Source organism: Paraburkholderia sp. BL27I4N3, from assembly GCF_003386115.1.
Taxonomy (GTDB): Bacteria; Pseudomonadota; Gammaproteobacteria; order Burkholderiales; family Burkholderiaceae; genus Paraburkholderia.
In genome coordinates this window covers 575,219-596,889 of sequence record NZ_QREJ01000001.1, presented here as the reverse complement: position 1 = coordinate 596,889, position 21,671 = coordinate 575,219, and the positions used below count along the sequence as shown (strand labels likewise).

Sequence of the window (21,671 nt, the reverse complement as noted above, 5' to 3'; positions counted from 1 at the left end):
CTTTTTTTATGTCCGGCGAGGTGCTCGGCACCGCATCCCGAACCGGGCCCGGACCTTGAGCGGGCGGCATTTTGCCGCCCAGTCCCTCGACCTATATACTCAGGGTTTATCCTCGAGCGCCCGCTCACCGCTCTCTTCGAGGCAGCTTCCGCCATGACCAACGCCGATCCCCACGAACTGCAGAAATTTAGCGATCTCGCGCACCGTTGGTGGGACCCGAATGCCGAATTCAAGCCGTTGCATGAACTCAATCCGATTCGCCTGGGCTGGATCGACGCACACGCGCATCTCGCGGGCAAGACCGTGCTGGATATAGGCTGCGGCGGCGGCATTCTGTCCGAGTCGATGGCCGGGCTGGGCGCCCACGTGAAAGGTATCGACCTGTCGACCCAGGCTCTGGGCGTGGCCGATCTTCACAGCCTTGAAAGCGGTGTAACCGTCGATTACGAAGAGATCGCCGCCGAGGCGCTCGCCGCTCGCGAACCCGCCAAATACGACGTCGTGACCTGCATGGAAATGCTCGAGCACGTGCCTCAGCCCGCCGCCATCGTCGAGGCGTGCAAGACGCTGGTGAAACCCGGCGGCTGGGTGTTTTTTTCCACCCTGAACCGCAATGTGAAGTCGTACCTGTTCGCCGTGATCGGCGCCGAATACATCGCGCGCATGCTGCCCAAGGGTACGCACGACTACGCACGCTTCATTCGCCCATCGGAACTGGCGAGCTTCGTGCGCCGCGCCGACCTGCGCACGGCCGATATCAAAGGCATTGTGTATAACCCGCTCAGCAAGCATTTCACGCTGTCCGCCGACACGAGCGTGAACTACATGCTTGCCTGCCGCCGCGACGTTTGATCCGCCCCGACCCGCCGGACCTATCGAACCAATGAGCGATCCCACGCCCCTGCCCCAGCGCGAAGACAATGAAGACGCACTCGGTCTTTGCCACGCCGTCCTGTTCGACCTCGACGGCACGCTAGCCGACACCGCACCCGACCTCGCGGCGGCCGTCAACAAGATGCGCCACGATCGCGGGCTCGAGATGGTGCCGCTTGAAGATCTGCGGCCGCTCGCATCCGCGGGCGCGCGTGGGCTGATCGGCGGCGCGTTCGGGATCGGCCCCGATAGTCACGAATTCGCGTCGATGCGCGAGGAATTCCTCGCCAACTACGAAGCGGATCTGTGCATCGAGACGACACTGTTTCAGGGCATTCCCGAGATGCTCGACGAACTGGACGCACGCGGTGTGCGCTGGGGCATCGTCACGAACAAGGTGGCGCGGCTCACCGAGCCGCTGATCGCACAACTCGGCCTCGAAGAGCGCGCGGGCTGTGTCGTAAGCGGCGACACCACGCCACATTCGAAACCGCACCCGGCGCCGTTACTGCATGCGGCGCGCGAACTGGACGTGGCGCCGGAGCGCATCGTTTACGTGGGCGACGATCTGCGCGACGTGCAGGCCGGTTTCGCCGCCGGCATGAAGACGGTCGCGGCGGCGTACGGATACTGCGGCAACGACATCCCGCCGACGCAATGGCATGCGCAACACGTCGTCCAGTCGCCGGCGGAATTGCAAAGGCTGCTGCGCGACATCGGCTGAGTCGCGACGTCGACCGGCGCAAAGGCGAAAACCAAGGCCGCGCCAATGAGTCAGGACGCAGCCGTCAAACTATTGTAAAATCTGCGTCTGGCTCAGAAATTTGAGCAACGAACCGCGGGGGCGACCTGGTTTCGACAGGGGTTGCGAAGCGGCTAGGGCATGTCGAGGCCCCGTCACCTCGTAAATCAGCGGGAAAAACGTAACTGCAAACGACGAAACGTTCGCACTGGCAGCCTAAGGGCCGCCGTCCTCTGCCTAGTTCACTGACGGGCTAGAGTCGCAAGACCGGTAGCAATACCGACAGAGGTCATATACGTCAGTTAAGCTTGGGTGGTGTCACGACATCCGGGTCGAAAATCTAGTGAATCGCCGTAGTGAAGCGTGTTCGTCCGCGTCACTATGGTTAAATCAAAAGACAGAACTACACATGTAGAACTAGTCGTAGAGTGCTTCTGGACGCGGGTTCGATTCCCGCCGCCTCCACCAGAACATGTTTCACGCTGCACCAGCAAGTCTTATCGAAAACCCGTAAGCGGCCTGCTGCTTGCGGGTTTTTCGTATCCCTCGCGCCCTTCCCGCTGCGCGCTTTCCCGCACTATCCTTTTCTTATCTCATCCGCGCGCCGTCGCGTGGCCGACCCGATCGCGATCCTCAGATGAAGAAGTGATTGGAATAAACGCATCCGCTCAGTCGTTTGATCCTCACGCGCGCACGCCGTGCCTCGCGTGAGACCAACACCAAGATCAGGAGCCGACATCATGCGCAAAACTCTTTTCTGCCTCGCACTTCTCGCCCTGCAACAAAGCGCTTTCGCCGAAGCGCCAAAGATCGTGGACGGACGCTTCGTCAATGCAGACGGCATGACGCTCTATACCTTCGACAAGGACACCACACCCGGCGTGAGCGCCTGCACGGGCGGCTGCATGAACTACTGGCCGGCGGCCACGGCCAGCGCGTCGGACAAACCCTCCGGCGACTGGACCGTGATCACCGGCGCGGACGGCAAGCCGCAATGGGCGTACAAAGGGCATCCGCTCTATCGCTACGCAGCGGACAAGCAGGCGGGAGACATGAAGGGAGAAGGCTTCAAAGACATGTGGCACACGGCAAAACCTTAAGCGCGCGCCGCGCGCTGGCAACACCACGGCACACTAAACCCGAGAGTCAAACGGAAGACGCCGGCAAAACGCCGGCGTCGCACTCACAACGGACACCTGCCTGCGCCTATTCGTCTTTAGGACACTGCAGATTGCAACCATTCGGATCGCCCAGATCGCCGCGCTTGCGCATGGCTGACTTTTTACCGCTCTGGTATTTGTCCGAAGGAGACGACGCCGCAAACGGCATTTGCGGATGTTCGGCGAGACGGAACTGGTCTTGCAGGATGCCGCCCGGAACCCCCGGCGAATTCTGTGCGAAGGCAACTGACGCGGTGGCGAGGAGCACACCAGCCGTCGCAACGGCAGCACATACGTGAAGAATGACTTTCATATCGATCGGCGCGACGTAGCGCGCGGTTTAGGCGGAATCGGAAGCTTAGAGAGTATCCCAAACGGACGCCATACGCAGCGCCAAACATAGACTGATGTTTACGGCCGCTTACGCCACCGCTTCGCCCAGGCCCTCTTCAAGATCCACCACCTTGCCGCAGTCGTGCGGGTCATAGCCTTCGAGCTGATCGACGCTATGGCGAAACGCGCTGCCGCGCAGCAATCCAAGCACGGTCGCAAGCGGTATACGTTCGAGGCGCGCGCGGTCGCACGCAAAATAATAGTCCTCGTCGACAATCGGAATGAAGTCGAGACCGAAGTGATGCGCCGCAGGCTCCACGCCGAAACCCACATCCGCCATGCCGCTCGCGACGAACGCCGCAATCGCCGAATGCGTCAGTTCGGCCGACGCATAACCATTGACTCGATCCGGATCGACTCCGACTTTCCGTAGCGCGAGATCGAGCAACATGCGCGTGCCGGAGCCGGGTTGTCGATTCACGAAGCGGATATCGTCGCGCGCGAGATCGCTCAGGCCGGCGATTCTCTTCGGGTTGCCTTTACCAAGAAAGAGCCCTTGCTTGCGTCGCGTGAGATGCACGAGCACGTGACGCTGCGGATCGAGCCAGCGCCGATACGCATCGGCGCATGCCGCACGAAACTCGCCGAGCGGCAAATGGAAGCCGGCCAGATCGCATTCACCGCGCGCAAGCGCGCTGACGGCGTCCGCGCTGTCGCGATACTTGATGTCGACCGGCAACTCGTCGGCGACCAGCGCCGTCACGAGCGCGGCCACGGCGTAACCGTGCGACGCGAAAATGCGCACGTCGTCGGCGGGCGGCGCGAGCCAGCGGTTCAGATCGCTCGCCACTTCGCTGGCGAGCGCCTGCATATTGCCGTCGAGCCGTTCCCCGCACAGACGCTGCGCACGCAAGACCGCTTGCCCGAGTTCGGACAGCACCGAGCCGCGGCCGCGCTCTTTAGCGATCAGCGGACCGCCCAGACGCTCTTCGATGCTGCGCAGTAAACCCCACGTATGACGGTAGGACAAACCCTTAAGCGTCGCAGCCTGCGCGATGCTGCCGGATTCATTCACCAGCGCGAGCAACGGCACCACGTCCGACAGGCTTGCCTCTCGGCCGTCCGGACCCTTCACCACCAGTTGCGCCTGACACTCGATTCTGATCATATATGTTGAACTCTTTCCTATTGCATCGGCCGAAATGCCCGCCTATTGTTCGGCTATCCCATATCGAATAAACGAAGCATAAGTGCACGCATTATGAATAACAAGTGCATATATGACTTTGGAGGAGCCCCCACTTGGACGATTCCATCGCCGTCGCGCCGGATCAACTCGTTGAGCGTCACGCGCAGCCGGGCGTGTCGCTGCTAGCGGTCTTACACGCGATTCAGGACGAAGTCGGTTACGTGCCACCCGCCGCGGTCGCGCCGCTAGCGCGCGCCATGAACCTGTCGCGCGCGGAAGTGCACGGCGTCATCACCTACTACCACCACTTCCGCACGCAGCCGGCCGCAGCCGTCACGGTGCAACTGTGCCGCGCGGAAGCCTGCCGCAGCATGGGCACCGAAGCGCTCGCGCAACATATCGAGGCGCACACCGGTTGCCGCTTCGACGGCGAACACCAGCACGGCGCGACGGTGGAACTGGAATCGGTGTATTGCCTCGGCCAATGCGCGCTGTCGCCGGCGCTGATGCTCAACGGCACGCTGCACGCCAGAGTCACGCCGCAAAAGTTCGACGCGATCTTCGCGGCCGCCAGCAAGTGCGTGGAGGTGACGGCATGACGCGCATCTACGTTCCCCGCGATTCGTCGGCATTGGCACTCGGCGCTGACGCGCTCGCGCATGCAATCGAAGCCGAAGCGGCACGCCGTGGCGTCGCCATCGAACTGGTTCGCAACGGTTCGCGCGGCCTGCTGTGGCTCGAACCGCTCGTCGAAGTTCAGACGCCTGAAGGCCGCATCGGCTACGCGAATGCCGAAGCCGGCGACGTTGCCGCTCTGTTCGACGCCGGCTTCCTCGACGGGGGCGCACACGCAAACCGCGTGGGCGTGGTCGACGACATTCCGTATCTGAAGAAGCAGCAGCGCCTGACCTTCGCGCGCATCGGCATCACTGATCCGCTTTCAATCGACGACTACGTCGCTCACGGCGGCCTCGAAGGCTTGCGCCAGGCTCTGCAAACCGATGGCGACGCCGCCTGCGAAGCGTTGATCGAATCCGGCCTGCGCGGCCGCGGCGGCGCGGCCTTCCCCGCCGGCATCAAATGGCGCACGGTGCGTGGCGCCAAAGCGGCGCAAAAGTACATCGTCTGCAACGCGGACGAAGGCGATTCCGGCACCTTCTCCGATCGCCTCGTGATGGAAAGCGATCCGTACGTGCTGATCGAAGGGATGATCATCGCGGGCATCGTGACGGGCGCGACGGTCGGCCATATCTACGTGCGCAGCGAGTATCCGCATTCGATCGCCACGCTCGAAGCGGCAATCGCGAAAGCACGCGTCGCCGGCTGGCTCGGCGACAGCGTGCTCGGCTCACCGCATCGCTTCGAACTGTTCGTCGCGAAAGGCGCCGGCGCCTATGTATGCGGCGAGGAAACGGCGCTGCTGGAATCGCTCGAAGGCAAGCGCGGCATTGTGCGCGCCAAGCCGCCGGTGCCGGCGCTCGTCGGCCTGTTCGGCCAGCCGACCGTGATCAACAACGTCATCACGCTCGCCACGGTGCCGATCATCTTCGCGCGCGGCGCGGCGTTCTACAAAGACTTCGGCATGGGCCGCTCGCGCGGCACGCTGCCGTTCCAGCTCGCGGGCAATGTGAAGCAAGGCGGCCTCGTCGAACTCGCGTTCGGCGTGACGCTGCGCGAATTGCTCTACGACTACGGCGGCGGCACGGCGAGCGGAAGGCCCGCGCGCGCGGTGCAAGTGGGCGGCCCGCTCGGCACGTATCTGCCGGAAAGCCAATGGGACATTCCGATGGACTACGAGGCGTACGCAGCAGTCGGCGCGGTGGTGGGCCATGGGGGCCTGGTCGTACATGACGACACCGCGAATCTCGCCGAACTCGCGCAGTACGCCATGCACTTTTGCGCGCTCGAATCGTGCGGCAAATGCACGCCGTGCCGGATCGGCTCGACGCGCGGCGTCGAAGTGATCGGCCGGATTCGCAACGGCGACACGTCCACGCGGCAGGTGCAATTGCTGCGCGATCTGTGCGACACGATGGTGTCCGGTTCGCTTTGCGCGATGGGCGGCATGACGCCGTTCCCGGTGTTGTCCGCGCTCGATCATTTCCCCGAAGACTTCGGTCTCGCCGACGTATCTCATCACGCGCCGAAAGCGGCCTGACCCAGGAGCCCACCATGTCCGACGTGCTCAACTCTCCCGCTGGCGGCTGCGGCTCCGGCAACTGCGCGTGTAAATCGCAAGCCCAGCAGCAACGCGCGCCCCGCTCCTTCTTCGACGACACCGATTTCGGCACGCCCGAGCGCCACGCCGACATCGACGTCACGCTGGAAATCGACGGCCAGTGCGTCACGGTTCCCGCCGGCACCTCGGTGATGCGCGCCGCCGTCGAAGCGGGCGTCAACGTGCCGAAGCTCTGCGCGACCGATTCGCTGGAACCGTTCGGCTCGTGCCGTTTGTGTCTCGTGGAAATCGAAGGCAAGCGCGGTTATCCCGCTTCGTGCACGACGCCGGTCGAAGCCGGCATGAAGGTCCGCACGCAGACCGATCGTCTTCAGTCGCTGCGCCGCAACGTGATGGAGCTGTACATCTCCGATCACCCGCTCGACTGCCTCACCTGCCCCGCCAACGGCGACTGCGAACTGCAGGACATGGCCGGCGTGACGGGCTTGCGCGAAGTGCGTTATGGTTTCGACGGCGCGAATCACCTGAAGGACAAGAAAGACGAGTCGAATCCGTACTTCACTTACGACGCGTCCAAATGCATCGTCTGCAATCGCTGCGTGCGCGCGTGCGAAGAAACGCAAGGCACATTCGCGCTGACCATCGCGGGACGCGGTTTCGAATCACGCGTGGCCGCCAGCGAAAACGTGCCGTTCATGGAGTCGGAATGTGTATCGTGCGGCGCGTGCGTGGCCGCCTGCCCGACCGCGACCTTGCAGGAGAAGACCGTCATCATGCTCGGCCAAGCCGAGCATTCCGTGGTGACGACGTGCGCGTATTGCGGCGTCGGCTGCTCGTTCAAGGCGGAGATGAAGGGCAACGAGGTCGTGCGGATGGTGCCGCACAAGAACGGCCAGGCCAACGAAGGCCACGCTTGCGTGAAGGGCCGTTTTGCGTGGGGCTACGCAACGCACAAAGACCGCATCACCAAGCCGATGATCCGCGCGAAGATCACCGATCCGTGGCGCGAAGTCAGTTGGGAAGAAGCGCTCACGTATGCCGCGTCGGAATTCCGCCGCATTCAGGCCAAACACGGGCGCGATTCGATCGGCGGCATCACGTCGTCGCGTTGCACGAACGAAGAAACGTATCTGGTGCAAAAGCTCGTGCGCGCCGCGTTCGGCAACAACAACGTCGATACCTGCGCGCGCGTTTGCCACTCGCCGACCGGCTATGGATTGAAGACCACGTTGGGCGAATCGGCGGGCACGCAGACTTTTGCATCCGTCGATAAAGCCGACGTAATCATGGTGATCGGCGCGAATCCGACCGACGGCCATCCGGTGTTCGGCTCGCGTCTGAAGCGTCGTGTGCGTGAAGGCGCGAAGCTGATCGTCGTGGATCCGCGCCGCATCGATATCGTCGATACGCCGCACGTGAAGGCGTCGCATCATCTGCAATTGCGGCCGGGCACCAACGTGGCTGTAGTGAATGCACTGGCGCATGTGATCGTCACGGAAGGTCTGGTTAACGAAGCGTTCGTAGCGGAGCGCTGCGAAACCCGCGCGTTCGAGCAATGGCGCGATTTCGTCGCGCTGCCCGAGAACGCGCCGGAAGCGACCGAGGCACTGACCGGCGTGCCGGCTCAGTCGGTACGCGAAGCCGCGCGCATCTATGCGACCGGCGGCAACGCCGCGATCTACTACGGTCTGGGCGTCACCGAACACGCGCAAGGCTCGACCATGGTGATGGGCATCGCCAACCTCGCAATGGCGACGGGCAACATCGGCCGCGAAGGTGTGGGCGTCAATCCGCTGCGCGGCCAGAACAACGTGCAGGGTTCGTGCGACATGGGCTCGTTCCCGCACGAACTGCCGGGCTACCGCCACATCAGCGACACGGTCACGCGCACACTGTTCGAAGACGCCTGGAACGTCACGCTGCAACCGGAACCGGGCCTGCGCATCCCGAACATGTTCGACGCCGCCGTGCACGGCACCTTCAAGGGTCTGTACTGCCAGGGCGAAGACATCGTGCAGTCGGATCCGAATACTCATCACGTCTCGGCTGCGTTGGCGTCGATGGAATGCATCGTCGTGCAGGACATTTTCCTGAACGAGACCGCCAAGTACGCGCACGTGCTGCTGCCGGGTTCGTCGTTCCTCGAAAAGGACGGCACGTTCACCAACGCGGAGCGCCGCATCTCGCGCGTGCGCAAGGTCATGCCGCCGGTGCCGGGCCACGCCGACTGGGAAGTCACGGTGATGCTCTCGCGCGCGCTCGGTTATGAGATGGACTACACGCACCCGTCGCAGATCATGGACGAGATCGCGCGTCTCACGCCGACCTTCCACGGCGTCTCGTACAGGAAGCTCGACGAGATGGGCAGCATTCAGTGGCCTTGCAACGAGAATGCGCCGGACGGCACGCCGACCATGCACATCGACAGCTTCGTGCGCGGCAAGGGCAAGTTCGTGATTACGAAGTTCATCGCGACGCCCGAGAAAGTCACGCGCAAATTTCCGATGCTGCTCACCACGGGCCGTATCCTGTCGCAGTACAACGTCGGCGCGCAGACACGCCGTACCGAGAACTCGCGCTGGCACGACGAGGATCGGCTGGAAATCCATCCGCACGACGCCGAAGAACGCGGCATCAAGACGGACGATTGGGTCGGCATCGAATCGCGCGCGGGACAGACCGTGTTGCGCGCGAAGGTGACCGAACGCATGCAGCCTGGCGTGGTCTATACGACGTTCCACTTCCCCGAGTCGGGCGCGAACGTGATCACCACCGATAGCTCGGACTGGGCGACCAACTGTCCGGAGTACAAGGTGACCGCGGTGCAGGTCATGCCGGTCGAACAGCCGTCGCAATGGCAGAAGGACTATTCGCGTTTCAACACCGAACAGCTCGATCTGCTGAAGCAGCGCGAGCTGGCCAACGCGACATCGGGCAAGTGAGGCCGGGCATGGACAATCAGAACCTGATCGACATGGCTAACCGGATCGGCGATTTTTTCGATTCGATGCCGGACCGCGAGGAAGCGCTCGCCGGCATCGCCGACCATATCCGCCGCTTCTGGGAGCCGCGCATGCGGCGCGCGCTGCTCGCTTCGCTCGATGAGCCGGATGCGAGCGGTATCGCGATGTCGGCTATCGTCGAGGAGGCGCTCGTTAAACATCGCGAGCAATTGACGCCGGCGGCGCCGACAACGGTGTAGCCGGGCGCTGCGGCTGCGGCTGTGCAGCCTGGCCGCTTGCTCCGCTATCTCGCCATTCACCGTGAACCAGCTAGCGGGCATCACTGCGCTTACCGCTTAAGGTCGGCAAGCCGCCCGCATCACAAAGCCGCCTGCTCCGGTATTTCGCCATTCACCGTGAACCACGCCTCGCAATGCCGTAACAAGCCGTGCAGATCGGAACCGGTGCGTCCGCGCGCACTGATGTAACCGTCCGGCCGCACCAGATAGAACGACGGCCGCGTGCGGCCATACGATTCGGAGAGCGCGGGACCGCCATCGCCGTTGGTATCCGTGATGCGCCAAATACGCACCGCGCCCGGCAGCAATCGCTCGACTTCCGCCGCCACGCGTTCCATTTCCGCGTCCGGCGGCGGTTCATGCTTCGCTGCGGGATCGAGCGGCGTTTCGTCGACGGGCAACGGCGGCACCAGCAGGAACAGCGAGAAGAACGCAGGGTCGTGCAGATCGAAAACGCAGCCGACGCCGGGCGCGCGGCCCAGCGGTCCGTCCACCACATGCACCAGCGCATCGGGCGCGCGCTCGCCGGCACGCGGGCCGCCGTCGAGCACGCGTTCGAGCGTCAGCGGACTGCGCCGGTACTGGATCGACAGCTCGCTGATGGTGGCGCGTGCCGCGTCGCGCAGCGGACCCAGCGCGGCCAGCACCGGCATCACGCGTTCGCGCAGCAGCTTGAGCGGTCCGTGATCGGCCTCGGCCATATGCGTGATGAAACCGGTCTGCCGCAGCACGTCGCGTTCAATCGGATGACGTTCGGTGTGATAGGTGTCGAGCAGCCGGTCCGGCGCCGCGCTCTTCAGGACGCGCGCCAGCTTCCAGCCGAGATTGAACGCTTCCTGAATGCCGGTGTTCATGCCTTGCGCGCCGGCCGGGCTGTGCACATGGGCGGCGTCGCCGGCGAGGAAGATACGGCCGACGCGCAGCCGGTCCACCATGCGGCTGTTCAGATGAAAATACGAGGACCACGCCAGGTCCGACACGTCGACCCGCTCGCGCACGCGCCGGGCGATCAGCGCCTTGCATTCCTCGAGCGACGGCGCCGGCACCTTGTTCAACGGCGGTTCGCCCAGCACCGCAGGCGTCGCGGGCGGCGCGACGGCGGCAGGCTCGAGCGCATGATCCGCGATCAGGCGATGCCGGCCGTGGCCCATCGGAAATAGCGCCACCAGTCCTTCGCCCGACGCGAAGATATGAAACTCGTCTTCGGGCCAATCGGTTTCGGCGTGCAGATCGGCAAGCAGGAAAGTCTGCTCGAAGGTCTTGCCTTCGAAGCCCAGACCCAGGCGATGACGGATCGCACTATGCGCGCCGTCGGCGGCGATCATGTACGAAGGACGCATCGTCTCCGTGTGACCGTCCGCGCGGCGCAGCGTCGCCTGAATGCTGGCGGAGCCTTGCGCGAACATGGTCAGCTCGACACCGCGCTCGACCGTCACGCCGAACGTCGCGAGATGCTCCGTCAGCAAGCGCTCGGTCACGGACTGATCGAGAAACAGCAGATACGGATAGCGCGTGTGAAGCGGATCGAAATCGAGTTGCGCGAGACGCATGCCGTTCGAAAACAGATTGGCGATGCGCGCGCGATGGCCGAGTTCGAGAAACGGTTCGACCAGCCGATGCTGCTCGAGCAACTCGAGCGTGCGCGCCTGGATGCCGATGGCCCGCGAATACGGGTTCGGCTGCATGGCTTTGTCGATCAGGCGCACGGGGATGTGGGCACGCGCAAGACTCATCGCCGCGGCGAGCCCCGTGGGGCCGGCGCCGACGATCAGCACCGGCGACGCATCGTTTGCGGCAGCGTCCATGCGGAACTCCGGAAACAACAATGCGTTCTAGTGTACGCCCGCAGGAACTCGGCCTGAAGCGTCGCCGGCAAGCCGCCGACGGTGCGCTGCATCAATCATGCGATTGGCCTGGGCTTGCCGTGGGCGTACCGCGCACACACGTTTGCCTCAATGCGCGTGCGGCGCACGATCCATTGCGCACCGATGATCCGTGGTGCCGAGGTCGACTTGCAGCGTGGCGTGATGCATCGAGAAACGTTCGCGCAGCGTGACGACGATCACGTCGAGAGACTCGTCGCCGGGGTGGCCGTCGGGCATCACCAGATGCACGCTCAGCGCATTGCCGGTGGTCGAGAGCGCCCACACATGCAGATCGTGCACATCGACGACGCCGGGCTGCTCCGCCAGATAATCGCGGATACTTTGCAGATCAACGCCGGGCGGCACGGCGTCGAGCGCAAGGCGCACCGAATCGCGTAACAGGCCCCACGTGCCGACCACCACGACCGCCACCACGAGCAGGCTCATGACCGGGTCGAGCCACGTCCAGTTGGTGTAGAGAATCACAAGGCCGCTCACCGCGACCGCCGCCGAGATGCCGGCATCCGCCGCCATGTGCAGGAAGGCGCCGCGAATGTTCAGGTCTTCCTTCTGCCCGCGCATGAAGAGCCACGCGGAAATCCCGTTGACCACCACGCCGACCGTCGCGACGACGAACACCGCGAACCCCGCCACCGGCGCAGGATTCATCAGCCGCCCGATTGCTTCGGCGACGATCACGCCGCACGCAAACAGCAGCAGTCCGGCATTGACGAGCGAGGCGAGAATCGACGAGCTGCCGTAACCGAACGTGTAGCGCGCCGACGGGCGACGCGTGGCGAGCCATGACGCGCCCCAGGCGAGCAGCAGCCCGAGCACATCGGAGAGATTGTGGCCGGCGTCGGCGAGCAGCGCGGTGGAATGCGCCAACACACCGTAGACGGCTTGCGCGATCACGATGGCGATGTTCAACACGACCGCAAGCGCGAACGCGCGGCCGTGGCCTGCGACGGGAGCATGGGCGTGGTGATGGCCGGCGTGGCCGTGGGCGTGACTGTGGCCGCTATGACTGTGAGCGTGGCCACTGTGGTTGTGGCCGCTTTCACTGTGGCTGTGACTGTGGCTGTGGGCGCCATGCGCCTGACCGGCGTGGCCCGAGGTGCGATCGTAACGGTCTGCGGCAACAGTGTTCGGAGTTTCCGGTTTCTTCATGACGGTTCCAGTGAATCATCGCCGGCCGGTTCGGCCACGTGTTCGAGCATGCCGGCCAGCATCGCGCTGATATGACGGTCGGCGGCGAGATAGAAGACCTGCTTGCCCTGTCGTTCCGCGCGCACGATCCGCGCCGCGCGAAGCAGCCGCAAATGATGGCTCACGAGCGACGACGACAACCCCAGCGCCTCGGCAATCGCCCCGACCGCGCGCCGCTCGTCGAGGCACGCCAGCACGATGCGCAAGCGCGTGGGGTCGCCGAGAAGGCGAAACAGATCGGCAAGCGGCACGATCGTGTCCACCGAGCGATCGTCAACGCTCGCAGACGAGGAGTTGGAAGCAAGGGAAGAAGCCATGGCAGGCGGTGCTGCGGATGAACATATGAACATGTATTCATATGTTATAGATATCGAGACAATCGGTCAATTCGGAATGCGGTCCGGCGAGTGTGGGAAAATGCGGCCTCTGCCTCACCCGAATGCCATCCCCCGTCATGCAACCTGTATTTGACCGCGCTTTCGCGGCGCATCGTGACGGCCGCCTCGACGACGCCGAACGCGGCTACCGCGCGACGCTCGACGGCAATCCCGCGCACGTCGATGCGTTGCACCTGCTGGGCGTTCTGCGCCACCAGCAGGGCCAGCACGCCGAAGCCGCCGAGCTCGTGCGGCGCGCGGTGAACCTGCGTCCGGAAGACGCCGCGCTACAACTGAACCTGGGCAACGCGCTGAAAGCGCTGGGCCAGATCGACGACGCCATCGAACAGTTCCGCAATGCGCTGACGCTCGCGCCGTCGTTCCCGATGGCGCACTACAACCTCGGCAACGCGTACGCCGCCGCGGGCCGTCATGAAGACGCCGCCGACGCGTTCGAGAGGTCGTTGCGGCTGCAACCGGACGACGCTTCGTCGCACAACAATCTCGGCAATGCGCTGCACGCGCTCGGACGCCACACAGAAGCGATCGCCGCGTTCCGGCGCACGCTCGAACTGCGTCCCGGTCACGCCGGCGCGCTCAATAACATGGGCATGTCGCTGAACGCGCTCGGTCGCGCGGAAGAAGCGATCCCGTGTTTCGAGACGGCGTTGGCGGCCGAGCCGCGCTTCGTCGCCGCGCACTTCAATCTCGCCAACACCTTCGACGCCACCGGCCGCCATGCCGAGGCGGTCGCGTCGTTCAAGGCGGCGCTGAGCTTGCAGCCGAACCTGCCGCCGGCGATCTTCGGCATGGGGAATGCGCTCGCGGCATTGGGGCGCCACGCCGAGGCGCTCCCGTATCTCGAACGCGCCGTCGGTCTCGATCCGCAATTCGCGCTCGCGTGGCTGAGTCTGGGCACCGCGCACCAGGCGCTGGGCGCGCATGGCCCCGCCGTGCGTGCGCTGGATCAGGCGCTACGTCTGCGGCCCGATCTCGCCTCCGCGCATATGAACCGCGCGCTCGCGTGGCTCGCGCTGCGCGATTTCGCGCGCGGGCTGCCGGAGTACGAGTGGCGCCTGCAAACCATGGCGCAGCCGCTGATCCAGACGCTGCCGCGCTGGCACGGCGAGCCGATCGCCGAACGTACGCTGCTGGTTCACGCCGAGCAGGGTTTCGGCGACACGCTGCAATTCGTGCGCTTCGTCCCGCTGGTCGCGCAGCGCGCGGCGCGCGTGGTGCTCGAAGTGCAGCCGCAACTGCTGCCCTTGCTGGCTCCGGCCGCGCAAGCCTGGCGCGTGACGCTGATCGCCCAAGGCACGCCGCGTCCCGCCGCCGATCTGCAATGTCCGCTGCTGAGTCTGCCGCTCGCACTCGGCACGACGTTCGACACCATTCCGGACCGCACGCCCTATCTCAGCGTGCCGCCCGCCTACGGTCGCAAATGGCGCGGCTCGCTTGGCGGCCAGGCGAAGCGCAAGATCGGCATCGCGTGGTCGGGACGCATCCAGCAAAACGAAACGCGTTCGATGCCGCTCGCCGCGCTCGATCCGCTGTTCGCACTCGACGGCATCGACTGGATCGTGCTGCAGCCCGAGTTGAGCGCAGACGAACGCGTGGCGCTCGACACGCATCCGCGCGCAGCGTCGATTCATCGCTTCGACAAGCGGATCGGCGACTTCGCGGACACGGCGGCGATCATCGAACGGCTCGATGCGGTGGTGTCGATCGACACGTCTATCGCGCACGTTGCCGGCGCGCTGCGCAAGCCGCTGTGGTTGATGCTGCCGTTCGCTGCGGATTGGCGCTGGTTTGCCGGCGAAACACGCAGCCCTTGGTATCCGGGCGCGACGCTGGTGCGTCAGCCGCAACCTGGCGCGTGGGGCGATGTCGTCGAGGCCGTGGCGAATGAGTTGCGCAAGGCCTAGCGCGCACGCCGCCCGGCGAAGTCAGCCGTCGTCGCCAAGCACAAAACAAAAACCCCGCGTTCGTGAGAACGCGGGGTTTTCTCTTGCCCGAGTGAATCAGGAAGTGTGAAGCTCAGGCCGTCCGATATTGATTGCGCGATTCTGGCGTGCGATACAGCACCAACGTCGCGATCAATCCGCAAATCGCCGCCGCACCCAGGAACAGACCCGGTGCCGCCTTGTTGCCGGTGGAGTGGATCAGCAACGTCGAGATTGCCGGCGTGAAGCCGCCGATCGTCGTGGCGAGGCTGTAGGCGAGCGAGAAACCGGCGGTCCGCACTTCGACCGGCATGACTTCGGTCAGCGCCACGACCATCCCGCCGTTATAGCTGCCGTACAGGAACGACAGCCACAGTTCGACTTCCAGCAGACGCGCGAACGACGGGTCCGCCACCAGCCACTGCAGCGCCGGATACGCGGTGATGATGGTGAGGATAGTGAACGTCAGCAACACCGGACGCCGGCCGATACGGTCGGACAACGCCCCCGCGAGCGGCAACCAGATCAGATTCGACAGACCGATACAGACCGTGACGACCAGGGTATCGATCGACGACAGCTTCAGCACTTCCTTGCCGAAGGTCGGCGTGTACGCCGTGATCATGTAGAACGACACCGTGGTCATGATCACCATGCCCATGCCGCCGAGCACGATGCCCCAGTTCGCGGCCATCGTCTTCATGATCTCGCCCATCTTCGGATGGTGCTTGCGCGCCTTGAACTCCTCGGTTTCCTGCAACGAACGGCGGATCAGGAACAGGAACGGCACGATCAGGCAGCCGATCAGAAACGGCACGCGCCAGCCCCAGGCGCTCATCTGGTCGGCCGGCAACATCTTGTTGAGGAACACGCCGATCAGCGCGGCGAACACCACGGCAACCTGCTGGCTGCCCGACTGCCACGCGCAGTAGAAGCCCTTGTTGCCCTTGGTGGCGATCTCGGACAGATACACCGACACGCCGCCCAGTTCGACCCCGGCGGAAAAACCCTGCAATAGCCGGCCGCCCAGAACGAGCACCGGCGCCAGCAAGCCGATCGTCGCGTAACCTGGAATCGATGCGACCGTGAGTGTGCCGAGCGCCATCAAGCCCAGCGTGAGGATCAGGCCTTTGCGCCGGCCGTGATGATCGATGTAAGCGCCGAGGACGATCGCGCCGAGCGGCCGCATCAGGAAGCCCGCGCCGAACACCGACAGCGACAGCATCAACGACGCGAATTCGTTGCCGCTTGGAAAGTAGGTCTTGGCGATCGCCGAAGCGTAATAGCCATAAACCATGAAGTCGTACATCTCAAGGAAGTTGCCGCTGACTACGCGGAAGACAGTCTTGACCTTGGATTCTTGCGATGTGGAAGTAGCGTGTGTCGCTGTTGACATGACATTCTCTGATAAGCCTGTCGCCACGCGGGAATCGGCGACGGCAGGCAGTTGAAACGATCCACCGGTTTTGGCAAGCGGATGCCGGACGGCTGCAAGACGCGCCCGGGGCGCTGCATTTTCATGCTGAACGCATTGTTGCGATATCAGGGTAAACGTTGTGATTCACGTGGTAGCTGCTCCACGTAATGTTACCGTTGAAGCCGCTGTCGCGAAATGCATACAGTTTCCTTACATAGAATAGTCGGCCGTCGCGATAACATTCGCAGCCAGGCATTCCGTTGATCACTACCCCGATGCGAACCACCCCCGCTCTTACACTGCGCCCCGCCACGCTTGCGGATGCTGCGCTCATCGCTTCGATCCACACCACCAGCTGGCAGGCCACCTATCGCAACCTGTTGCCCGACGCATTTCTCGACGGCGAAGTGACGCGCGAACGTGCGGCCTATTGGGAAGCGCGGCTGAGCGCCCCCGGCGGCGAACGCCGCATCGTGCTGATCGCCGAACTCGCCGGCGAGCCGACGGGTTTTGTCTGCGTCGAACGTCAACCGGAGTCCGCGTGGGGCGTGCTGCTCGATAACCTGCACACGCTGCCGGGCTATCAGGGCATCGGCGTCGGCAAGCTGCTCATGCGTGCCGCCAAAGACTGGGCTCGCGCGCAAGGCGAAGCGCAACTCTATCTGTATGTGCTCGAAGGGAACGCGCCGGCAATCGGCTTCTATGAGCGGCAAGGCTGGCAGTTCGTCGGCGCCGAACCCGATCATATGGGCGGCGTGGATATTACAGCGTTGCGCTACGTCTACAGACTCGATCGATAGGACAAGCATGGCTCGCTTGAGCGATGTCGAGGCCCAACTCAAGCCAAGACGATTCGACACGACCATTCGGAAATTTCCGCACTCCAACTCGACTGCATCCCGGTAGCATCCTCCACACCCCTACGGCTTCACTGAGTGACACGCCCATGCGCCCGTGTGCTTGTCCAGCACAACGCGAGTGGTCGGCGTCGACGTACGGCGTGCATGTCTGGCGTTTCACGCGCATCGCACCGAGGCCTGAGTCCCCGCAGATCCCGTGACCGCCGAGCGGCGGCCCCTTTAAGAGGCGCTGGAAACGACCGATGTCCACCATTCCTTTCACCCCGATCCAGGGCTATCTGGCCATGCCGCGCCTGCGTCCGCTGGGTCATGTGCCGGCATCCTTCGGCCGGGACTGGGCACTGCTTCCGCCGGGCTACAGTTTGCGCACGGAACTCAAGGCACTCTACGCAGCCATGCTGCGCACGTTCTGCCTGAGCGACCAGGCCATTCGCTCGCTTTGCCGATGGTCGCAGTCGGAACAACCGCGCGCGACTACGGTGCCGGCTCCGGTCCTCGAAAAACCATTCGACGCGGCCGCGCAAATGGCTGCGGCCGCTGCGGCCGTCCCGCCAGTTCTGCCGCGTGCGTATGCAACGGCGGTACGCGGGTCCGGCCATCACTGGAGTGCGTTGGCAGGCGGCGCCTGCGTGCTCGGCGGCGCTGCGATGCTTGGATGGATCGGGTTCGATCATCTGATGCATCCTGGCACCGTCACTCATATGGATGCCGCGGGCAAGGTCTCGCACGAACGCGACTCGCGGTCAGTGAAGGCTCAGCCACCGGCCGCAGTCAACGCTGGCGCCGCGGATAACGTCGCGGCAAGCAGATCCGCGGCAGTCGCGGCATCAATGCCCGCGCTCTCGAATGCGGCGCCTGCATCCAGCTCTGCGGCGGCAGCGGCGTCGGTGTCGGTGCCTGCTTCGAACTCTGCCTCCACATTGCGCTTCGCTTCGCCGCATGTCTTCGCCGATAAAGGCGTCTCACATCGCCGTCAGCTCGTCCGCGAGCAAAGCCGCAAGCAACACGGACAAATTCATCCGCGCATCGCGCGTTTCGTCGCCGCAAACCGACCATCGCACGGAATGGTTAGCGCCGCAGAGGTGACACGCAGCGCGGCCCCACGGGTCGCAGCAAATGCGTCGCCAAAGCTGTCGGCTGCAGGAGCTTATTCGCCGGTCGCTCCGGCTCGACTTGGCGTCGACGAATACGCGGGCGTAACCATGTCAGCTGCGACACATGTCCGCGATACCATGCCAATGCCGCGCACCGGTTCGTCAAACAATGCGTCCGGCACCAGCGGGACCGAATGGATGAACCATCTTTCACATCGACGCGTGACCGACGTTCCGGATCAATTTGCGAAGTAAGCACCCACGCGACCGCATAGACGTCGCGTAGCAAAAAAGCCCGGCCAATTCATCCACGAATTGGCCGGGCTTCTTTACGTTCATACATTTACTTCTGAATCTTACTTCTGAATCGGCAATCCCATTTCGGTTTGCCGTTGCAGTTGCAGCACATCGCCCTGCACCTGGCGTAGTTGCGCTTGCGCCCTTTCCTTCTCCGCGTGCAGCGTGGCCGCTTCGCCTTGCGTTTGACGCTGATAGTCGTTGACCTTGGCCTGCTGCGTGCGAGCCACTTCAAGATCGGCCTGCAAGCGTTTCGCGCGATCTTCGGACATTGCAATCACGTCTTCGATGTACGCTTTCTGCGCCTGCAACTGCGTGCGGCGAATCTCGACATCCGCGAGTTGCGCCGTCTGCTGGGCAAAGCCCGCATAGATCGCTTCCGCGCGCGCCATGTCCTCGGACTTGATCACACGCCAGAAATGCTTGTCCTGAAATAACGCGACGTAGTACGTCATTTCCCGCGGATGGAAAAACAGACTGGCGCCATAACTGCCGTTATACGTGGTGCGCAGTTCGCTGAGCTTCGCGTCGTGAATCATCTGCATCAGTTCGGCGACATTGCCTTGCGCATCGCCGGCCGTAGGCGACGTGGCCGACGCGGTTGATGCCGCGTTGCGCAGCGCCTCGGCGACAGGCTGCGGCGTCAGGGTATTGATGGCTGGCCGTGTACCGACCACCGGCGCGGCCTCGTCGCCTTGCGCGGCCAGCACGAAACCGCCCTGCTGCAATAGCGCACACGAGGTCGCGAGCAGCATGGCGCGCCGTATTAATAAGGGATACTTCATACGTGCATGCTCCATGCGAATCCAAAACAGCCGCAGATTATCGCGCGGATTCGCCGTTAAGCGAAGCATTCAAACGTCACGCCGACGGACTTTAAATCGAGATAAACGGCTGACGAATGATTTGATCAAGTCGGCGCACTCGTCGCGAAATAAACGTATCCGGATACGACGAAAATGCGACGTTCCGCCTCGTGCGAATGACTTTTAATTTGCGTGACGGTGGCACGAACTCAGCCGTAAGCGGATGCGCAATATGGAGATAGAGCGCCTGGCAGCAAGATGCGCACAGTTCGACCAAGAAAACACTCGCATTCCTGATTATCTATCTTGGTAACGAGATGTCTGCGACTTCAAAGAACTCGTACTTCCGCATGCGTCGGCATGCCGATGCGAGAGTCGAGCGAGAAACGAATTGGTAAAACAGCAGGAGAAAAACTCAAGAGGCGCACCGTTGCCAACCGCGGCGGTGCGCCTCCAACCAACGACCTGCTCAGCGAGCCACCCCGCCTCGCCAGCCAACGCGTCTTAAAACCGCGTCTCGCGCGCCACCCGCAGGAATGTATCGAGCAACGGCGTGCAGTCGAGCAACTCCGGCCCGCCCGCGCGATGAAACTCCGGGTGCCATTGCACGCCCATTACGAACGGCGCGCGCCGGTATCGCACGGCTTCGATGATGCCGTCCGACGCCGACACCGCTTCGATATTGAGATCGCGGCCGAGCGTCTTGACCGCCTGGTGGTGTATCGAGTTGACGATCGCATCGCGCCGGCCCGGGAACATGTTGGCGAGCGTCGAACCGTCCGGGAAATGAATGCCGTGCCGATGCTGATCGTAGTTCTCGTTGACGTGCGTGGCCGCCGTCGGCACATCGGTGGCGATGTCCTGATACAACGTGCCGCCGAACGCCACGTTGATCAGTTGACAGCCGCGGCACACGCCGAGCACCGGCTTGCCCGACTCGACGAACTCATGCAGCAGTTCGAGTTCGTACATGTCGCGCACGCGATCGCCCGGCCATTCGTGACTGGCCGCCTGTTCCGCGTAGGACTGCGGCGAGACGTCGGCACCGCCTTGCAGCAGCAGGCCGTCGAGATGCTTCGCGTAGTCGCGCAAACGGATATTGCTCGGATGCAACATGCCCTGATGACCGACCGTCGGAATCATGAACACCAGCACGTCGCGCGACATCACCCAGTGCGCGATCGATTCCTCGAGATACTGCAAGGTCTTGCCGCGCAATCCCTTCGCACCCGGCTCGGGATGAAAAATACGCGCCGACACGCCGATGCGCAGCGTGCGCTGCGTGATCCTCTGGCCCGCGCGATCGAAAATCTGGCGCGCGCGCGCCGCGACGATGCGGCCGAACACGGTCCATGCCGAATCGTTGTGCTTCAGATAGCGCGGCGGCGACGGCGGCAAGGCGTTGGGCGGCGGCGGGTTGGACGCGGTGAAGTCGGGCGCCGCGCCGAAACCGGGCGGCGGCGAGCCCGCCCGGCGCTCGGTGGAAGCCGGAATCTCTTCGTTCACTGTAACGTCTTCGACGGAGCTCACCAGCTCGCCGTCCACGGGTTCACTGCCGACAGTTGGCGGCGGCCTCATCGCATGAACGCCGGCACGCCGCGCGTCCCGTTCATGAACTGCCGCTTCCTGCTTTGCGGTGGATGCCGCGGCCGCGCTGCGTGCTTCCGCCGCGTCGCGTTGCCGCGCCGTTTGCGGATCGGCGGGCGTGACCGCCGACGCGCTGTCGGGGTCGTCCGTCGACGATCGCACGGCAGCTTCCTCGGCAGCCGGCGTCGCAGGGGACACTGCCGGCGTGGACGTGGATGAAACATCCGGCGGCGTCACATCCTTGATCGGCGACTGGATGGCATCTTCGTGCGAGAGGGGTAGCGAGGCCGCCGGATCGGGCGGCACCGAGCCGGCTGTCGACGCACCGGGCGGAGTGCCGGACGGCGCGGGCGACGCCGAAGGCGGCGTGGGATTGCCGGGCTTGCCGGCATTTTCAGGTTTGTTTTCGCTCATGACAGTCAGACAGGCGCCTTCCACGCGAACGAATGAATATGCCCTGATTATCCGCTAGCGAGCCAAGCGCCGCAAACCCGCACAC

The 21,671-nt window shown here is 63.8% G+C and carries 18 protein-coding genes and 1 other RNA gene; 11 read left to right on the top strand and 8 right to left on the bottom strand.

What is annotated here, in order from left to right:
- The first annotated feature begins 153 nt into the window (after positions 1–153).
- From ubiG to B0G71_RS02700, 4 genes are all read left to right on the top strand, one after another.
- Positions 154–852 carry a bifunctional 2-polyprenyl-6-hydroxyphenol methylase/3-demethylubiquinol 3-O-methyltransferase UbiG gene (gene ubiG, locus B0G71_RS02715; protein WP_116139590.1) on the top strand — a complete coding sequence of 233 codons (699 nt, stop codon included), beginning with the start codon at positions 154–156 and terminating at the stop codon, positions 850–852.
- Between the two features lie 31 nt (positions 853–883).
- Positions 884–1,597, top strand: coding sequence for a phosphoglycolate phosphatase (gene gph / locus B0G71_RS02710; RefSeq protein WP_116139588.1), 714 nt, complete (start codon positions 884–886; stop codon positions 1,595–1,597).
- Between the two features lie 116 nt (positions 1,598–1,713).
- Positions 1,714–2,083: a transfer-messenger RNA gene (gene ssrA, locus B0G71_RS02705) on the top strand.
- Between the two features lie 272 nt (positions 2,084–2,355).
- Positions 2,356–2,715 carry a hypothetical protein gene (locus B0G71_RS02700; RefSeq protein ID WP_106283272.1) on the top strand — a complete coding sequence of 120 codons (360 nt, stop codon included), beginning with the start codon at positions 2,356–2,358 and terminating at the stop codon, positions 2,713–2,715.
- A gap of 106 nt (positions 2,716–2,821) precedes the next feature.
- Here B0G71_RS02700 and B0G71_RS02695 read toward each other — a convergent pair whose 3' ends face one another.
- Both B0G71_RS02695 and B0G71_RS02690 read right to left on the bottom strand, forming a co-directional pair.
- Positions 2,822–3,088 carry a hypothetical protein gene (locus tag B0G71_RS02695; RefSeq protein ID WP_116139586.1) on the bottom strand — a complete coding sequence of 89 codons (267 nt, stop codon included), beginning with the start codon at positions 3,086–3,088 and terminating at the stop codon, positions 2,822–2,824.
- A 108-nt stretch (positions 3,089–3,196) separates the two neighbouring features.
- Positions 3,197–4,276 carry a substrate-binding domain-containing protein gene (locus B0G71_RS02690; protein ID WP_116139584.1) on the bottom strand — a complete coding sequence of 360 codons (1,080 nt, stop codon included), beginning with the start codon at positions 4,274–4,276 and terminating at the stop codon, positions 3,197–3,199.
- A 134-nt stretch (positions 4,277–4,410) separates the two neighbouring features.
- Between B0G71_RS02690 and B0G71_RS02685 the strand changes: the two genes are divergently transcribed.
- From B0G71_RS02685 to B0G71_RS02670, 4 genes are read left to right on the top strand one after another with little or no spacing between them, the layout of a single operon-like run.
- Positions 4,411–4,896: an NAD(P)H-dependent oxidoreductase subunit E gene (locus B0G71_RS02685; RefSeq protein ID WP_116139582.1), complete on the top strand. Its 486-nt coding sequence runs from the start codon at positions 4,411–4,413 to the stop codon at positions 4,894–4,896.
- Positions 4,893–6,455: an NADH-quinone oxidoreductase subunit NuoF gene (locus B0G71_RS02680; RefSeq protein WP_116139580.1), complete on the top strand. Its 1,563-nt coding sequence runs from the start codon at positions 4,893–4,895 to the stop codon at positions 6,453–6,455. The genes B0G71_RS02685 and B0G71_RS02680 overlap by 4 nt, the downstream gene beginning before the upstream one ends.
- A gap of 14 nt (positions 6,456–6,469) precedes the next feature.
- On the top strand, positions 6,470–9,418 hold the full coding sequence (fdhF, locus tag B0G71_RS02675) for a formate dehydrogenase subunit alpha (RefSeq protein ID WP_116139578.1): 2,949 nt from the start codon (positions 6,470–6,472) through the stop codon (positions 9,416–9,418).
- Between the two features lie 8 nt (positions 9,419–9,426).
- A complete protein-coding gene (locus B0G71_RS02670) occupies positions 9,427–9,678 on the top strand; it encodes a formate dehydrogenase subunit delta (RefSeq protein WP_116139576.1) in 252 nt (83 codons plus the stop codon).
- A 119-nt stretch (positions 9,679–9,797) separates the two neighbouring features.
- Here the strand turns inward: B0G71_RS02670 and B0G71_RS02665 are convergent, their stop codons facing one another.
- From B0G71_RS02665 to B0G71_RS02655, 3 genes are all read right to left on the bottom strand, one after another.
- Positions 9,798–11,522, bottom strand: a complete 1,725-nt coding sequence (locus tag B0G71_RS02665) for an FAD-dependent monooxygenase (RefSeq protein ID WP_106283279.1) — start codon at positions 11,520–11,522, stop codon at positions 9,798–9,800.
- A 147-nt stretch (positions 11,523–11,669) separates the two neighbouring features.
- Positions 11,670–12,752 (bottom strand): cation diffusion facilitator family transporter, encoded by a 1,083-nt coding sequence (locus B0G71_RS02660; RefSeq protein WP_116139574.1) that lies wholly within the window; start codon positions 12,750–12,752, stop codon positions 11,670–11,672.
- Positions 12,749–13,108, bottom strand: coding sequence for a helix-turn-helix transcriptional regulator (locus tag B0G71_RS02655; RefSeq protein ID WP_181196614.1), 360 nt, complete (start codon positions 13,106–13,108; stop codon positions 12,749–12,751). The genes B0G71_RS02660 and B0G71_RS02655 overlap by 4 nt, the downstream gene beginning before the upstream one ends.
- A gap of 137 nt (positions 13,109–13,245) precedes the next feature.
- Between B0G71_RS02655 and B0G71_RS02650 the strand changes: the two genes are divergently transcribed.
- Positions 13,246–15,093, top strand: a complete 1,848-nt coding sequence (locus B0G71_RS02650) for a tetratricopeptide repeat protein (protein WP_116139572.1) — start codon at positions 13,246–13,248, stop codon at positions 15,091–15,093.
- 112 nt (positions 15,094–15,205) lie between these two features.
- Here the strand turns inward: B0G71_RS02650 and B0G71_RS02645 are convergent, their stop codons facing one another.
- Complete coding sequence (locus tag B0G71_RS02645) at positions 15,206–16,507, bottom strand: MFS transporter (protein ID WP_116139570.1); 1,302 nt, start codon at positions 16,505–16,507, stop codon at positions 15,206–15,208.
- Between the two features lie 296 nt (positions 16,508–16,803).
- Between B0G71_RS02645 and B0G71_RS02640 the strand changes: the two genes are divergently transcribed.
- Both B0G71_RS02640 and B0G71_RS02635 read left to right on the top strand, forming a co-directional pair.
- Positions 16,804–17,328 carry a GNAT family N-acetyltransferase gene (locus B0G71_RS02640; RefSeq protein ID WP_116139568.1) on the top strand — a complete coding sequence of 175 codons (525 nt, stop codon included), beginning with the start codon at positions 16,804–16,806 and terminating at the stop codon, positions 17,326–17,328.
- Between the two features lie 302 nt (positions 17,329–17,630).
- The gene (locus tag B0G71_RS02635; RefSeq protein WP_116139567.1) at positions 17,631–18,737 is read left to right on the top strand and encodes a hypothetical protein; all 1,107 of its coding nucleotides are present in this window, start codon (positions 17,631–17,633) and stop codon (positions 18,735–18,737) included.
- 101 nt (positions 18,738–18,838) lie between these two features.
- On the opposite strand, the gene B0G71_RS02630 is transcribed toward B0G71_RS02635, so the two are convergent.
- Both B0G71_RS02630 and B0G71_RS02625 read right to left on the bottom strand, forming a co-directional pair.
- Positions 18,839–19,564, bottom strand: a complete 726-nt coding sequence (locus B0G71_RS02630; protein ID WP_116148285.1) for a DUF2968 domain-containing protein — start codon at positions 19,562–19,564, stop codon at positions 18,839–18,841.
- Positions 19,565–20,089: 525 nt separating this feature from the next.
- Positions 20,090–21,586, bottom strand: a complete 1,497-nt coding sequence (locus B0G71_RS02625) for a gamma-glutamyl-gamma-aminobutyrate hydrolase family protein (RefSeq protein ID WP_116139565.1) — start codon at positions 21,584–21,586, stop codon at positions 20,090–20,092.
- Positions 21,587–21,671: the final 85 nt, after the last annotated feature.